Source organism: Kitasatospora sp. NBC_00315, assembly GCF_041435095.1.
Lineage (GTDB): Bacteria > Actinomycetota > Actinomycetes > Streptomycetales > Streptomycetaceae > Kitasatospora.
Genome location: NZ_CP108025.1, coordinates 457,773 through 472,638, shown reverse-complemented (window position 1 = coordinate 472,638; position 14,866 = coordinate 457,773). Strand labels below are relative to the sequence as shown.

Here is a 14,866-nt window from a genome sequence, read left to right as displayed (position 1 = left end):
CCGGCCCCCGCACAGCGAAAGGTGACACCCGTGAAGAACGAGGCACAGGAGGCGGCCGTGCACGCCGCCGAGGCGGTGCGCGACACGGTCGCCCACGCCGTCCACACCGTCCGGGACCACACCCCGACGGACGTCCGTGAACGCGCCGGGCAGGTGAGCGCGCAGGCCCGCGGGACGGCGGCGCACCTCGGGCACCTCGCTGCCGAGCACACCCCGCCGCAGCTGCACTCACAGGCAGGCCGGGCCGTACGGGCCGCCCGCGTCAACCGCACGCCGATGCTGGTGGCCGCCGTGGCGGCCGTCCTCACCGCGGTGCTGCTCCGGGGGCTGCTCGGCGGGCGCCGGTGAAGGTCGCGAAGATCGTCTACAAGCCGGTCGGGCTGGTGCTGGGCGCGTCCGCCGGGTTCCTGGCGGGCGCGCTCTTCAAACAGGCGTGGAAGGTGCTCGGCCACGACGACGACGCGCCGGACGCCACCGACGAGTACCGGACGTGGGTGGAGATCCTCGTGGCGGCCGCGCTGCAGGGCGCGATCTTCGGCACCGTGAAGGCCGCCGTGGCCCGGGGCGGCGCGGTCACCACCCGCCGCCTCACCGGCACCTGGCCCGCCTGACCTCAGCCCGCCTGACCTCGGCCCGCCTGAAGTCGCGCACTCTCCCGACCGCCCGGGCCTGCCCCACGGCACCGGTCTCCACGCGCCCACGGGCCGCCACCCCGTGGGTGGCGGCCCGCTCGATCGCGCGGAAGTCCGGTCAGACGGGGCCGCCGTAGTACGGGCCGTAGTAGCTGACGTACGCGTTCCGGTAGACGCTGTCGGCAGGGTCGTGCTTGTCGATGTCGTACTCGGGGCTGTCCTTGATCTCGTCCTTGGTCCGGTCCACGTGGACCTTCCTGCCGTCCTGATCGACCCTCACGATGGTGCCGGCAGGGAGCAGGACGTGCTTGCCGAAGATCCACGGCCCGGTGTTCACCACCAGGTACTTCGAGCCGGTCACCTTGGACAGTCGGTCGACCCTCCCGATGTGGCCGTCGGCGGCCTCGACGTGGTAGCCGACCAGGTCGGTACCGGTGACGTGGCCGGACGTGCTGCGGAACTCCCAGATCTCGATGCCGCTCATGGTGCCTCCCGTGTGATGAGGTGAGCGCGGGCCGCTCCCGGCGCGACCCGCTCTCCGCCCCCCGGCTGCCCGCCTTTCGCCGGGGCACGCGCGGGCGGCGTGGAACCGGAGCGCATCCGGCCGACGCCTACTCGCAACCGCCTCGCAGCACCACCCGGTCGGTCTCGTGGGTCACCTCCGGGCGAGATCCCGCATGAGGTGACGAGAAGCGGGCAGACGCGCGCCGACATGCCCGAACAGAGGAGTTCCATGCGCACCGTCGTCGAGCACGAGTCGACCGTTCACCTCACCGGCCCGGCGGCCGGCGGCATGACGATGCTCATGCGCTACGACAGCGACGATCCCTACGCCGTACGCCTCGACTTCCTCGACGCGGCCACCCCCGAAGACCGCACCTCGCAGGACGGCTGCGTCACCTGGGCCGTCGGCCGGGAACTGCTGACGGTGGGCCTGGACCGGCCCTGCGGAACCGGCGATGTGTTCGTCCGCCCGGGGACCGCCGCTCTGACGGAGCTGGCCTTCTCGGGCGTGCCCGGCGTGGCGGTGCTCCTGGTGAGCACAGAGGCGTTGCGGACGTTCCTGCGGGCGACCTACACGCTGGTGGCCGCCGGATCGGAGACGGCCCGGCTCACCGTCCCCGACGACCTCTCGGCCCTCTTCGAATCGTCGGAGGAGCAGCACCCCGGGTGACGGCGCGGCCCGCCGCCGTCCTCGCCCTCCGGCGGGCGGTTGACCGCGGGAGTCGCGGACAGACGGACGGCATGGCATCAGAGTTCAGTCGCGGGAACACCACCGGAGACCGGCCGGGCGCCCACGGCGTCGGCCCGGGCCGACGCGTCGAGGAGGCGGCCCCGGACGAGCCCACCGACCTGCCCCGGAGTTCCTGGCGGGCGGTGCTGCGCCGCACCGGGAAGGAGTTCCTGGAGGACGAGCTGCCCGACCGGGCCGCCGCCCTCACCTACTACAGCGTCCTGGCGATCTTCCCCGCGCTGCTCGTCCTCGTCTCGGTGCTCGGCGTCATCGGGCACTCGGCGACCGACGCCCTCCTGGACAACCTGCGGGACCTCGCTCCGGGCGCCGCCCGGGACATCCTGCGCGACGCCGTCGGCCGACTCCAGCACAGCGGCGGCACCGGCACCGTTCTCATGATCGCGGGACTGGCGGGGGCGCTCTGGTCGGCCTCCGGGTACGTGGCCGCCTTCATCCGGTCCTCCAACGCGGTCTACGACATCCGCGAGGGCCGCCCGGTGTGGAAGACCACGCCGCTGCGCCTGGGGCTGACGCTGCTCCTGATGGTGCTGCTGGCGGCGAGCGCGGTGATCGTGGTGTTCACCGGACCGATCGCGGACCGGGCCGGCCGCGCCCTGGGGATGGGCCGGACCGCGCTCACGGTGTGGTCGATCGCCAAGTGGCCGGTCCTGCTGCTGCTCGTGGTGCTGATGATCGCGGTGCTCTACTGGGCCGCACCCAATGTGCGCGGCCGCGGATTCCGCTGGATCTCGCCGGGCAGCCTGCTGGCGGTCGCGCTCTGGGTGGCGGCCTCCGCCGGGTTCGGACTGTACGTCGCGAACTTCTCCTCCTACAACAGGACCTACGGCACCCTGGCCGGTGTCATCGTCTTCCTCGTCTGGCTCTGGATCTCCAACCTCGCCATCCTGCTGGGCCTGGAGTTCGACGCCGAACTCTCCCGTGAGCGCGCCATCGAGGGCGGCCTGCCCGAGGGGGAGGAGCCGTACGTCCGGCCGCGGGACACCCGAGCGTGGCCCGACGAGCAGCGGCCGTGAGCCCACCCGGTACCCGGTACCCGGCCCCGGCACCCGGCCCCGGACGGCGCGCGGGCGCGGCGCACGGCGGCCCGGGCGGGCCTGGCCCGGGCCGGGCCCGCGCGGGCCGACCTACCGGGAGATCAGCCGACCGGCGCCGACCCGGCCGGCCACGAGCCCGTCACTCGAAGCGCGCGGGGTCGCCGGCTCCGCGCCGGACGATCTCCGCCACGCCGTCGGAGAAATCGACGACCGTCGTCGGCTCCGTGCCGCAGTCGCCGGAGTCCACCACGGCGTCCAGCACGTGGTCGAGCCGCTCCTTGATCTCCCACCCCTGGGTCATCGGCGCGTCCTCGCCGGGGAGGAGCAGGGTGCTGGAGAGCAGCGGCTCGCCGAGTTCGGCGAGCAGGGCCCGGGTGACGGCGTGGTCGGGGATCCTGACCCCCACCGTCTTCTTCTTCGGGTGCATCAGACGGCGGGGGACCTCCTTGGTGGCGGGGAGGATGAAGGTGTAGCTGCCCGGCGTCGCCGCCTTGACGGCGCGGAAGACGTCGTTGTCGATGCGGACGAACTGCCCCAGCTGGGCGAAGTTCTCGCACATCAGGGTGAAGTGGTGGCGGTCGTCGAGACGCCGGATCGACCGGATCCGTTCGAGGCCCTCGTGGTTGCCCATGCGGCAGCCCAGGGCGAAACAGGAGTCGGTCGGATACGCGATGAGGGCGCCGGAGCGGATGCTGTCGACCACGGTGCCGATGGTGCGGGCCTGGGGGGTCTGCGGGTGCACGTCGAAGTACTTCGCCATTGGTCGACCTTACGGGGTGAAGCCCGCGTTCTCGGACCATCCCGGGCTCGTGCCTCGGTCTTCGTCGTCCGAAGTGGGCTGCCCTCCGTTCGTCGTCCGAAGTGGGCTGCCCGCCGAGGGAACCCGCCGCTCTCGTCGGCCCGCTGTTCCGCCGCGCCCGGATCCGCTGAGTCCCGGACGTGCCGCGAGGGCGCGGGGAAGGGGACGGCACCACCGGCCGGAGCCGGGTCCGAAGTGGGCTGCCCGCCGAGGGAACCCGCCCCTCTCGTCGGCCCGCTGTTCCGCCGCGCCCGGATCCGCTGAGTCCCGGACGTGCCGCGAGGGCGCGGGGAAGGGGACGGCACCACCGGCCGGAGCCCGGCACGCCCGTGCCCTCGCTGGAGGAGAGGGGCGTGCCGGCCGGTGGGGCGTCAGACGGTGGTGTGCTGCCACTGCTGGTTGGTGCCGTTGTTGCAGGTCCACTGCTCCAGCGTCGTACCGTCGGCGGTCGACCGGTTGGTGACGTCGAGGCACTTCCCGCTGTGCCGTGCGACGAGACCGATGTACGTGGTGGTGCCGGTGATCTTCTGGACCTTCCACTGCTGGGAGGTCGCGGTGGTGCAGGTGTTCTGGACGACCGCCGCGCCGTCGGCGGTCGACGCGTCGGCCACGTCGAGGCACTTGCCGCTGTGCCGCGCCATGATCTGGACGTAGCCGGTGCCGAGGTCCTTGAACCAGAAGTTCTGGTTGGCCCCCGCGCCGCAGGACCACTGGATGAGCGGCGACGCCTGGGAGAAGTCGTAGTTCGCGACGTCGGCGCACCTGCCGCTGTTGCGGGCGGTGAGGCTCTCCCACGGCCCGCCCACGCGCGCGACCGTGCCGGCGGCGGTGTCGATCGCCACCTGCGGGGAGTAGTCCATGGTCATGGTCGTGGTGGTCGGGAACGTGAGGGACGACCACACGTACTGGGAGTCGTTCACCGTGCCGCCCATGGAGTTTCCCTTCGGCACCCACGGGGCCGGCCAGGGCCGGGCGCGACGCAGATCCGGCCTCGGGCCATCATGCGGGTCTTCGTGGGCGTGGTGGCCGTCCGCCACGGGCGACGCGGCGCCACCCCCCCATGGAGCTGTGTCGCGAGCGCCGGCGCGAGGCGGAAATTGAACAGTTTTCAACATGACTGCACGGATATTGACGCCATCTCAGGCGTCGTGTTGCACTGTCCGGCATATGGCAGCGCAATCATGCGGTATTTGGCAGCTTCTGACGGGAATGAGTCGATGCGGCGACGGGCGACGGGCGACCCGGTCGGGGCGCCGCCGGGGTCGGGTACGCCGATGCCCGGACCGGCCCGACGGTGATGCGGCAGGACGTCCGGTCACCCGGATCCGCCGCCGGAGCCTCGTACAGGGGCGTGCCGCCGGCCCGCCCCCTCGGGTCGGGCCGGCGGCACGCCGCCCTCGTGCGCCTCTCCGGTGCTGTCAGGCGCCGGGGAGCGACCAGATCTGTGCGGCGGTTCCGTTGCAGTCCCACAGCTCCAGTTGCGTGCCGTCGGTGCCCGAGGCGGCCGGGTCGTCCAGGCAGCGGCCGGAGGCGGGGTTGCGGTAGCCGCCGTTGTAGGGCTGCCAGACCTGGTTGCCGCCGCCGTTGCACTCCCAGATTCCGACCAGGGTGCCGTTGGCGGTGCCGGTTCCGGTGGCGTCCAGGCACTTGCCGGAGATCTGCAGCGTGCTGGACGGAGCGGTCCAGGACTGCGCCGCGCCGCCGTTGCAGGACCAGATCTCCACCTTGGTGCCGTTGGCCGGGTTGCCGGCGTTGAGGTCGAGGCACTTGCCGGCGAGGCCGGACCTCACCGGGCCGGAACCGCTCGACGGGGTACCGCCCCCGGTCCGCGAGAGGAGGGTGAAGCGCTGCCCGCCGGTGTCGTTGGGCGCCCACTGCTCGTACTGGGTTCCCCGGGCGGCTCCGGCGCCGGGGTTGTCGAGGGCGAGCTTGCTGCTGCGGTTGTAGAAGGACCAGGTGCCGTCGGGGTTGTGGACCGGCTTCCACTGGTCGTTGCCGCTCGCGATGCCGCCGGCCGGCCACTGCACGACCAGGGCGCCGGGTTTGCCGGAGGCCGCGGTGACGTTGAGCAACTGGCCGCTGTGGGTGTTCCTGATCTCGTAGTAGCCGTTGCTCTGCGGGACGAACGACCAGGAGGCGCTGCCGTCGGTGGTGTCGTTGTTCTGCACGACGGGCGCGGAGTTGGCCGTGGAGGCACCCTGGACGGCGAGTGACAGACCACTGGAGGCGTTCTTGATCTGGTAGTCGCCGGAGAAGGGGGAGCCGGCGGTGTTCGGCAGCACCTGGAACAGGCCGACCATGCCGTTCATCTCGAAGGCGTCCGGGTTGGGGTCGTTGGTGGGCCTGGACCAGTCGTTCCAGGTGAGATCGGCGCTGTTGCGCACGCTCCACGCCTGCGCGGCGTTGCTCCGCATCCAGGAGTCGTAACGACCGCACAGGTTGGCGTCGGTGCAGAAGTCGCTGATGCCCTTGAACAGCCAGTACTGGTAGGAGCTGCCGGCCGTCTGGTTGTTGGCCACGATCGGCACCGTGTTGAGGAAGTGATCGGCGGTGCGCTGCGCGTCGTCGCGGTAGGAGGTGTTTCCGGTGACCCGGTAGAGGTTGTCGGCGGCCTCGATCCACGATCCGGCGTTGTAGGCATTGTCCGAGGCCTGCAGGACGGTGGCACCGCCCTTCCCGTTGGGGAACGCCACGCACTCGTTGACGACGCCGCTGGAGCTGTCGACCAGGTGGCTTCGAGCCCAGTCGTAGATCTGCTCGGCCTTCGTCAGATAGGCGCCGTCACCGGTGATCCGGTAGAGGTTCGCCGCGATGCTGACCATCGGGTTGTTGCTGAGTGAGCACTTGCTGTAGTAGGTGTCGTTCTCCCAGATCCCGCCGCCTCCGTCGCCGGTCCAGCCTTTGTCGTAGGTCTTGTCGAACTGGTCGATGGCCACGTTCAGCCAGGTGGTGTTGCCGGTCTGCTGGTATCCGCGCAGGACGGTGGTGATGTCCCAGGCGATGTCGTCGTTCCAGCCGTCCCAGGACTCCCAGGTGGTCCCCTCGTACTTGATGTAGGTGTTGACCAGGTCGATGACACGCTGCCGGTCCGCAGCGGCATGGGTGCGCTCGTACACGTCCTGCGCGACCTGGATGTCCAGCGCGGCGATCCACATGCCGGCCCGGGTGGTGCCCTTGCTCTTCAGTTGGTTGGTGTAGTAGGTGTCACCGTTCGCCTGCACCAGGAAGTTGTCGTTCCACGCCTGGTAGACGGCGTCGGGACCGGGCAGGGTCGCGGCGTGCGCGGCAGGGGCGCCGAGCAGGCCCGTGGCGCCGAGTGCGAGCGTCGCGCACCCCGCGGCGAGGGATCTCAGTCGTTTCATGGGGGAGCCGATCTGGTGGTGTGCCGTTGGAGGTGGACAGTGCGGGGTAGGCGCTCACGGGAGGCGCGCCTGCCCCGCCTGGACCGGCGAGGGCGTCCACTGTTGGTTGCCGCCGCCTCGCAATCCCGGCTGTCGAGCCCGGATGTCGAGCCCGGGTGTCGAGCCGGGTGCCGTCGGCGGAGCCGAAGCCGGGGGCGTCGAGGCACCTGCCGGAGGCCGGATCGGCCGCCGTGTTCGTGGAGACGATCAGGTCGTCCTCATGGTCGACCTTGCCCTCTCCCGTCGCGGTCCGCGGTCAGCTGTGCGTCCAGCGTTGGTTGGCGCCGCCGTTGCAGTCCCAGATGTCGAGCTGGGTGCCGTTGGCGGTGGCGAAGCCGGGGTCGTCGAGGCAGCGGCCGGAGGCGGGGTTGACGAGGCTGCCGTTGGCGCCGGTCTGCCAGGTCTGGTTGGCGCCGCCGTTGCAGTCCCACAGTTCGGCCAGGGAGCCGTTCGTGGTGGCGTTGTTGGTGATGTCCAGGCACTTGCCGTTGGTCCGCAGGGTGTTGCCACTGATGGTCCACTGCTGGGCCGGGGTGCCGTTGCAGTCCCACAGGTCGGCCTTGGTGCCGTTCGCACTCGCTCCGGCGAAGTCGTCCAGGCACTTGCCCGCGACGCCCGAGGTCACCGGACCGGTCCCGCCGGTCCCCGAGGTGAAGGGCTGGAAGGTCCGGGCGAAGTCTCCGGTGTTCTGGCTCACTCCGCTGCACGTACCCGACGCCGCGGTCGAGCCGGCGCAGCCACCGTTGTCGCGGTTCTGCGACCAGTACGACAGCAGGGCGATGCCCTTGGACGCGGCGTAGGACTCGACCTTCGCGGCGTCGGCGAGGGTGAAGACCTCACCGGCGCTGTCGTTCTGGCCGATCATCGGGGTGTTGCCGAGCCTGGCGTAGGCGGCCGCCGTGGAGATTCCGAACGCCTGTGCCACCTGGGAGGCGCTCGCGTCCAGGGCCCGGTTCGACGCGTCGCCCATCTCGGTGCCGGCTGTGGCGTAGTCCATCGTCATGAGGTTGACGACGTCCGGGGTGAAGCCGTTGGACCGGCCGTTGTTCAGCACGTTCATCTCGGGGCTGCCGAGACCGCCCGGTGTGGCCGGGAGCGTGACGGAGACCGCGAGCTGCCGGCCCGCCCCGGCGGCCCAGGAGCGGACCTGGGCCAGCGCCTTGTTGCGGCGGTCGATGCCGGCCTGGTTGGTCAGCGAGTTGGCCTCGATGTCGAAGTCGATGTGGGAGAGGTTGAACGTGGTGACAGCCGACTCGATCTGCGCCGCCGCGGCCTGCGGGGACGAGCAGGAGTCGCCCAGTTCGGTGAGCGCGTTGTCGGAGCCGTAGCCGCCGAAGGAGAGCGAGACGTCGCCGCCCTGGGCGCGCAGGCTGTCGATCTGCGACTGGAGGCTCGCCTGCTGTCCGATCGACCACCGGCAGTTCGCGCCGTCGGCGAACGCGATCGTGAAGAACTTCGTGCCGTAGGCGTTCGCCACGCCGCTGAGCGTGATGTTTCCCGACCAGGTGTCCGCGAAGGGTGCGAAGACGTGCGCGGGCCAGGGGTTGGGGGAGGAGGCGGACGCGGGGGTGGCTGCCATCAGGCCGACAGCGCCGGTGGCGGCGAGCGTCGCGATCGCCGACAGCCCGGAGAGAGACTTCAACCGGTTGAACAAGGGGGTTCTCCTCGGGAGGAACGGGGGTGGGGTGGGGTGGGGTGGCCAGGCCGAACGGCCGGCCGTCACTCCCGGGCAGGAGGTCGCGGCGCGCGGAGGCACCGCGGGTCGTGAGGCGGTGCGGTGCCGGGGAGCGGGATGAGGTCTGCGCTCCCCGGCCGGTGGGAGCTGTTAGGGCAGGTTCCAGCGTTGGTTGGCGCCGCCGTTGCAGTCCCAGATGTCGAGCTGGGTGCCGTTGGCGGTGGCGAAGCCGGGGTCGTCGAGGCAGCGGCCGGAGGCGGGGTTGACGAGGCTGCCGTTGGCGCCGGTCTGCCAGGTCTGGTTGGCGCCGCCGTTGCAGTCCCACAGTTCGGCCAGGGAGCCGTTCGTGGTGGCGTTGTTGGTGATGTCCAGGCACTTGCCGTTGGTCCGCAGGGTGTTGCCGCTGTGGGCCCACTGCTGGGCCGGGGTGCCGTTGCAGTCCCACAGGTCGGCCTTGGTGCCGTTCGCACTCGCTCCGGCGAAGTCGTCCAGGCACTTGCCCGCGACGCCCGACGTCACCGGACCGGTCCCGCCGGACGAACCGCTGCCGGCTCCGGTGAAGCCGCCCAGGCCGTTGGGCGTTCCCAGACCGGTCGGGCCGTCGTAGCCCGGGCCAGAGGTGCAGAGGTAGGACGGGCTGCACGAGCCGTCCGAGCCTGACGTGATGTCGTTGAGGCTTCCGGCGTGGGCGTACAGGACCGAGGCCGCCGGGTCGGCGGGTGCGCCGGCCAGGGCGTAGATCGAGGCGATGATCGGGGAGGAGGCGCTGGTGCCGCCGACCACGAACCAGCCGCCCGCGCCGTAGGTGTCGTAGACCGCGACCCCGGTGCCGGGGTCGGCGACCGCGGAGACGTCGGAGACGCTGCGTCCGCCGCAGCCGGTGTCCTTCTGCCAGGAAGGCTTGGGTTCGTACGACGAGCAGCCGGCGCCGGCGCCGGACCATGCCGTCTCCGACCAGCCTCGCCCGGTACCGGAGTTCTTCCTCAGCGAGGTTCCGCCGGCCGCGATCACGTATCGGGAGGTGGCCGGGAAGCTCACCCCGTAGCCGCCGTCACCGGAGCTGGCGACCTCCACCACGCCCGCGTGGTTGTAGTAGGCGTCCGCGTTGCTCGCTCGGTCGCCGGTGCCCCAGCTGTTGGAGATGAAGTGCGCGCCGAGCGAGACCGCGGTGTTCTGTGCCGCGTCCAGGTCCCCGGACTCCACGACCAGGATGTGGCACAGCGGGCAGACCGCCGAGATCATGTCGATGTCCAGCGACGCCTCGGTCCCCCAACCGGAGTCCGCTCCGGGGTAGTTGCCCTGCTGGCCGCTGCCGTTGACCTTGCGGAAGCAGCCGTTGGCGGTCGTGCAGGCGGGCAGGCCGTACTGCGACCGGTAGGTGGCCAGATCCGCCTCGAGGTTGGGGTCGTCGGCCAGCTCCGTGACGGCCACCGTCGCCCCGCCGCCGTTCGACGCGGCGGCGGACGCGATGTTGTACGCGCTGCGCAGGTCCGAGGGGCCGTACCCGGAGGGGGTCGCCATGGGGGTGAGCGCGTTCTCGTGCACGGCGTGCACGTCCGTGCGGATCAGCGTGAAGCAGACGGGGCTGCCCGGGTGCAGCGGCTGGGCACAGGAAGCCGGTGTGCTCGTCGTCTCCAGGGCCGGGGCGGCGCCCTGGGGGCCGGACGCCGCCTGCGCCGCCGCCTGGAAGGTGAGCATCAGGCCGGCCGCGGCAGTCACGGCCAGCCACCTTCGATGAAGTGTTCTCATGGTTCGTCCTCTGCATGTGGGGGATGGCAGGGGCATGACAAGAGCCCGGGAGTGGGGACAACGGCAGCTGTCTGCAGTCCTTGCGACCGCGGGTGGTCCGCCGGCCGACAGGGCCTTCGGACGCGTCGCGCCCCGGGGTGGATCGACAGGTCGCTGCTGTGAATCCCGGGCAAGGGTGCCTGGGCGCAAGCAGGTTGACACTGCCTCCTTCGTCTGGGGTGGGCGGCACGAGGGGTGCCCGCTCATGGCGAACGGGCAGCACGTGCCATCCGGGGAAGCTGACGGACAGTGTGGTGTCCTGTTCGAATAAGCGTCAAGCGTCAAACGCACGAAACAAATTCACACATAACTGCAAATGAGAGAGCGCTCTCAAAGGCCCAGACCAGAGGCGTTGCCCGGCGCTCGATCGGCCGGTTCTTTCCGCAACTTTTACCTGCCCGCGACCCGTTCGGTGGCCGGTCGGGCGGATGGCCGAGGGCCGGACTCCGGTGCCACCGCGCACTCGTGGGGCTTCGACGAGGGCGCCGGAGGTCTCCGCGGCGGTTCGCGTCGACCGCCCCCCGTCGGGCTTCTGTGGAGTGCGGACGCATCGGCGGCGGGACGGCCGTGCCTCCCGTTCGCGGCGCCTCGCGGCGAGCCGGTCCGGGGCGGTCCGGGGTGCCTTCGCCGGTCAACTCCCGCTCTCCCGGGCGGACTTCTGGCTCGACGGTGATCCGTCGAACGCGGGCTCGACCACCGGTACGGCGCAGCCCTGCGAGACCGTCTTTCGACGAGCGGCCTCGACGCCGATCCGCGAGGGGGGCCAACTGCGGGTCTTCGCAACGGGATTCGCGTCTCCCGGACGCCCCAGGTCCACGGAGGGGTCTCGTAACTCCGGTGCGGCGGCGCTCTCCACGCTCTTGATCACAGCTCGGGCGGCCTCGAAGGCCCGCCATGGCACGGTGTCCGCGCCTGACGACTCGTGAAGGGCCGAGGAAGTCGATCACGCTGAAGGCGTTGACAGATCCGAACATGCGCAGCGATTCTGAGAGCGCTCTCACCGACATCCAGATCTTCCGGTCCCCCACAGTGCCGGAAGCGCACGGGCTTTCCGCCGACGACGGCCGGCACTGCCCCGAGTCGGTCGGCTCCGCATGTCCCGTACCTGGAACCCACCCCCCCACCACGAGGAGGCACGTGCTCATGGCACGGAAGCCACTGGCGTCGTTCCTCGCCACAGCAGTCGCCGCAGCAGGGCTGACGACACTTGCCGCCGCACCCGCCGCCCACGCCGCGGTACCCGACACGATCCCGCTGACGTTCAAGAACAACTCCGGTCGCAGCGAGCAGATCTACATCTACGACCTGGGAACCCGGCTCTCCACCGGCCAGCAGGGCTGGGCCGACGGCAACGGCACCTTCCACGCCTGGCCCGCCGGCGGAAACCCGGCGACCCCGGCCCCCGACGCGTCGATCACCGGCCCGGCGAACGGGCAGTCGACCACGATCCGGATCCCGAAGTTCTCCGGCCGGATCTACTTCTCCTTCGGCCAGAAGCTGGACTTCAAGCTGACCACCGGCGGCCTGGTGCAGCCCGCGGTGCAGAACCCGTCCGACCCGAACCACAACATCCTGTTCGACTGGACCGAGTACACCCTCAACGACGCCGGGCTGTGGATCAACAGCACCCAGGTCGACATGTTCTCCGTCCCGTACACCGTCGGCGTCTCGGGCTCGAGCGGCACCAAGACGACCGGCACGCTGAAGCCGGGCGGCTACAGCGCCTTCTTCAACTCCCTTCGGGCCCAGTCCGGCGGCTGGGGCAACCTCATCCAGACCCGCTCGGACGGCACGGTGCTCCGCGCCCTGAACCCGGGCCACGGCATCGAGTCCGGCGCCCTGCCGGCCAGTCAGATGGACGACTACGTCAACCGCGTGTGGTCGAAGTACAGCAGCTCGACGCTGACGGTCACGCCCTTCACCGACCAGCCCGACACCAAGTACTACGGGCGGGTCTCGGGCAACACCCTGAACTTCACCAACGCCTCGGGTGCGGTGGTCACCAGCTTCCAGAAGCCCGACGCCGACAGCATCTTCGGCTGCTACAAGCTGCTGGACGCCCCCAACGACCTGGTCCGCGGCCCGATCTCGCGGACCCTGTGCGCGGGCTTCAACCGCACCACGCTGCTCACCAACCCCAACCAGCCCGACTCCAGCGCCGCGAACTTCTACCAGGACGCGGACACCAACCACTACGCCCGGTTCCTGCACGCACAGATGGCCGACGGCAACGCCTACGCCTTCGCGTTCGACGACGTCGGCAACCACGAGTCGCTGGTGCACGACGACAACCCGACGTCGGCGTCCATCACGCTCGACTCGTTCAGCGGCGGCGGCAGCGGCCCCTCCGGGCCGGTGAACACCTCGGCCTGGTACAAGCTGGTGAACTCCAACTCGGGCAAGTGCGTGGACGCCTCCGGCGCCGGGACCGCCAACGGGACCGCGCTGCTCCAGTGGTCCTGCGGCGGTCAGAGCAACCAGCAGTGGCAGTTCGGCGCCACCGACAGCGGCTACTACATGATCACCAACCGCAACTCGGCCGCCAACCGCCAGGTCATCGACGACCCGGCCGCCTCGGGCGCGGACGGTACCGCCCTCGACACCTGGACCCAGGACGGCGGCGCGAACCAGCAGTGGCTGCCGGTTGGCCAGTCCGACGGCAGCTACCACTTCGTCTCCCGCGCCAGCGGCAAGTGCCTGGACATCACCGGGGCTGCCACGGCTGACGGCACGCTCGTCGAACAGTGGACCTGCAACGGGGGATCCAACCAGTCCTTCCAGCTCGCGAGCAGCTGAGCATCCGGCCCGGCCCGGGTCACCGGGCCGGACCCACCGAGCGGCCGTCGTGGCGCGGTGGGTCCGGTCCGGTCGGCAGCCCGGTCGGCAGCCCGGACCGCGCACTGGACCGCGTGCGGAGCTGTGCGGTCGTCAACCGCGGAACGCCGCCCGGATCAACACCGATCCGGAGCGCCGGAACCGGGGACCTGATCCGACTCGTGCCCGGTCCGGTCGAACAGCGGCTCAGTGCTGCTTCTTGACCTTCCCCGCTCGGCCCGGGTTGCCGGGGCCCCTGGACGGCGCCGGCGATGCCCGGCCGGGAGCGGGAGCCGTGACAGGAGGCGAGGCCGGTGCGGGCGCGGACCCCGCGGCGGCGGGGGCAGCCCCTGCGGTCGGCGCGGTCGCCTCGGCGCCGTCCGGGGACGCCGTGGCGCTTTCCCTCGGGCCGGAGGCCGAGGAGGTCTCGGACGAGGTCGGCCGGCCGCTCGGCCCGGGCAGCGCCGGAGCCGCCGGGCGCGGGTCCGTGTCGAAGGCGGTGCCGGCCGCCAGGCCGGCCAGCGCGAGGACGGCCGCAGCTGCCAGGGACGCGCCGCGCCTTCGGTGGACCGGCATCCGTGACACCCGCAGGGCCAGCGGCTGCGTCAGCGCCGGCGCGGCGAGCGACGTGACCTCCCCGAGCGCGTCGGCGCACTCGATCGCCGACGGTCGCTGCAGCGGGTCGGAGAGCGTCATCTGTCGCAGGATCCGGGAGAGACCCCTCGGCAGGTGCCCGGGTACGGCAGGAGAGCGGTGCAGGCGCGCCGCAGCGGCTTCGAGAGGCGCGCCGCCGTACTCGCGGCGCCCCGTGAGACATTCGACGAGCACGAGACCCAACGCGTACACGTCCGCGGCCGGCCGGGCCGACCGACCACGGATCTGCTCCGGCGCGAGATAGGCCGGCGTGCCGACGACACACCCCGTCCGGGTCATCGCGGCATCACCGGGAAGCCGCGCGACACCGAAGTCCGCGAGCCGCGGAGCCCCACCCTCACCGATCAGGATGTTGGAAGGCTTCACATCCCGATGGACCACACCATGCCCGTGAACGAAGGACAGCACCCTCGCCAGCTGCGACCCCAGCCGTGCCGCCGCGACCGGCGACAGCGGCTCACGAGCCAGCACCTCCCGCAACGTGGGGCCCTCGATGAGCTCCAGCACGAGGAAAGGGCGCTCGCCCCACGTGCCGTAGTCGTACACCTCCACCAGGCCCGGGTGCCGCAGTCGCGCCAGCGCTCGACCCTCCTGCGCGAAGCGCTCGGCGGCGTCCCCGCCGGCCTCGGGCCGGAACACCTTGAGCGCCACCGACCGCTGCAACCGCTCGTCGACCGCGCGTACGACCTCGGCCGCCCCACCGCGGCCCAGGTGCTCCTGGACGCGGTACCGACCTGCGAACAGGCCGGCATGGAGGGGAAGGGCGTGCGCGGTGGCCATCGTGTCTCCGCTCCTGGACGTTCCACCGCTGCTC

12 protein-coding genes and 1 pseudogene are annotated in these 14,866 nt (G+C 71.2%); 6 read left to right on the top strand and 7 right to left on the bottom strand.

Annotation, left to right across the window (positions count from 1 at the left end; all coding sequences use genetic code 11):
- Positions 1 to 30 precede the first annotated feature (30 nt).
- Positions 31 to 348 (top strand): hypothetical protein, encoded by a 318-nt coding sequence (locus OG823_RS01945; RefSeq protein ID WP_371476861.1) that lies wholly within the window; start codon positions 31 to 33, stop codon positions 346 to 348.
- A complete protein-coding gene (locus OG823_RS01940; RefSeq protein ID WP_371476860.1) occupies positions 345 to 611 on the top strand; it encodes a DUF4235 domain-containing protein in 267 nt (88 codons plus the stop codon). The genes OG823_RS01945 and OG823_RS01940 overlap by 4 nt, the downstream gene beginning before the upstream one ends.
- A 139-nt stretch (positions 612 to 750) precedes the next feature.
- On the opposite strand, the gene OG823_RS01935 is transcribed toward OG823_RS01940, so the two are convergent.
- Positions 751 to 1,116 (bottom strand): PRC-barrel domain containing protein, encoded by a 366-nt coding sequence (locus tag OG823_RS01935; protein ID WP_371476859.1) that lies wholly within the window; start codon positions 1,114 to 1,116, stop codon positions 751 to 753.
- Between the two features lie 249 nt (positions 1,117 to 1,365).
- Between OG823_RS01935 and OG823_RS01930 the strand changes: the two genes are divergently transcribed.
- Both OG823_RS01930 and OG823_RS01925 read left to right on the top strand, forming a co-directional pair.
- On the top strand, positions 1,366 to 1,806 hold the full coding sequence (locus tag OG823_RS01930) for an SsgA family sporulation/cell division regulator (protein WP_371476857.1): 441 nt from the start codon (positions 1,366 to 1,368) through the stop codon (positions 1,804 to 1,806).
- A gap of 71 nt (positions 1,807 to 1,877) precedes the next feature.
- Positions 1,878 to 2,900: a YihY/virulence factor BrkB family protein gene (locus OG823_RS01925; RefSeq protein ID WP_371476855.1), complete on the top strand. Its 1,023-nt coding sequence runs from the start codon at positions 1,878 to 1,880 to the stop codon at positions 2,898 to 2,900.
- A gap of 160 nt (positions 2,901 to 3,060) precedes the next feature.
- Here OG823_RS01925 and OG823_RS01920 read toward each other — a convergent pair whose 3' ends face one another.
- From OG823_RS01920 to OG823_RS01900, 5 genes are all read right to left on the bottom strand, one after another.
- Positions 3,061 to 3,681, bottom strand: coding sequence for an L-threonylcarbamoyladenylate synthase (locus OG823_RS01920; RefSeq protein ID WP_371476853.1), 621 nt, complete (start codon positions 3,679 to 3,681; stop codon positions 3,061 to 3,063).
- Positions 3,682 to 4,091: 410 nt separating this feature from the next.
- A complete protein-coding gene (locus tag OG823_RS01915) occupies positions 4,092 to 4,652 on the bottom strand; it encodes an RICIN domain-containing protein (RefSeq protein WP_371476852.1) in 561 nt (186 codons plus the stop codon).
- A gap of 486 nt (positions 4,653 to 5,138) precedes the next feature.
- A complete protein-coding gene (locus tag OG823_RS01910; RefSeq protein WP_371476850.1) occupies positions 5,139 to 7,082 on the bottom strand; it encodes an RICIN domain-containing protein in 1,944 nt (647 codons plus the stop codon).
- A gap of 295 nt (positions 7,083 to 7,377) precedes the next feature.
- Positions 7,378 to 8,775 (bottom strand): ricin-type beta-trefoil lectin domain protein, encoded by a 1,398-nt coding sequence (locus tag OG823_RS01905; protein WP_371476848.1) that lies wholly within the window; start codon positions 8,773 to 8,775, stop codon positions 7,378 to 7,380.
- A 171-nt stretch (positions 8,776 to 8,946) separates the two neighbouring features.
- Positions 8,947 to 10,515 (bottom strand): ricin-type beta-trefoil lectin domain protein, encoded by a 1,569-nt coding sequence (locus tag OG823_RS01900; protein WP_371476846.1) that lies wholly within the window; start codon positions 10,513 to 10,515, stop codon positions 8,947 to 8,949.
- Between the two features lie 1,212 nt (positions 10,516 to 11,727).
- Here OG823_RS01900 and OG823_RS01895 point away from each other — a divergent pair.
- Positions 11,728 to 12,912 (top strand): annotated as a pseudogene (locus OG823_RS01895) (glycoside hydrolase family 64 protein); the annotation flags it as partial.
- 27 nt (positions 12,913 to 12,939) lie between these two features.
- Positions 12,940 to 13,380: an RICIN domain-containing protein gene (locus OG823_RS01890; protein ID WP_371484267.1), complete on the top strand. Its 441-nt coding sequence runs from the start codon at positions 12,940 to 12,942 to the stop codon at positions 13,378 to 13,380.
- 225 nt (positions 13,381 to 13,605) lie between these two features.
- Here OG823_RS01890 and OG823_RS01885 read toward each other — a convergent pair whose 3' ends face one another.
- On the bottom strand, positions 13,606 to 14,832 hold the full coding sequence (locus OG823_RS01885) for a serine/threonine-protein kinase (RefSeq protein WP_371476844.1): 1,227 nt from the start codon (positions 14,830 to 14,832) through the stop codon (positions 13,606 to 13,608).
- Positions 14,833 to 14,866: the final 34 nt, after the last annotated feature.

Coding starts and splice junctions, on each gene's coding strand:
- OG823_RS01930 (WP_371476857.1), top strand. CDS start 1,366: ATGCGCACCGTCGTCGAGCACGAGTCGACCGTTCACCTCACCGGCCCG.
- OG823_RS01925 (WP_371476855.1), top strand. CDS start 1,878: ATGGCATCAGAGTTCAGTCGCGGGAACACCACCGGAGACCGGCCGGGC.
- OG823_RS01915 (WP_371476852.1), bottom strand. CDS start 4,652: ATGGGCGGCACGGTGAACGACTCCCAGTACGTGTGGTCGTCCCTCACG.
- OG823_RS01910 (WP_371476850.1), bottom strand. CDS start 7,082: ATGAAACGACTGAGATCCCTCGCCGCGGGGTGCGCGACGCTCGCACTC.
- OG823_RS01885 (WP_371476844.1), bottom strand. CDS start 14,832: ATGGCCACCGCGCACGCCCTTCCCCTCCATGCCGGCCTGTTCGCAGGT.
- OG823_RS01935 (WP_371476859.1), bottom strand. CDS start 1,116: ATGAGCGGCATCGAGATCTGGGAGTTCCGCAGCACGTCCGGCCACGTC.
- OG823_RS01920 (WP_371476853.1), bottom strand. CDS start 3,681: ATGGCGAAGTACTTCGACGTGCACCCGCAGACCCCCCAGGCCCGCACC.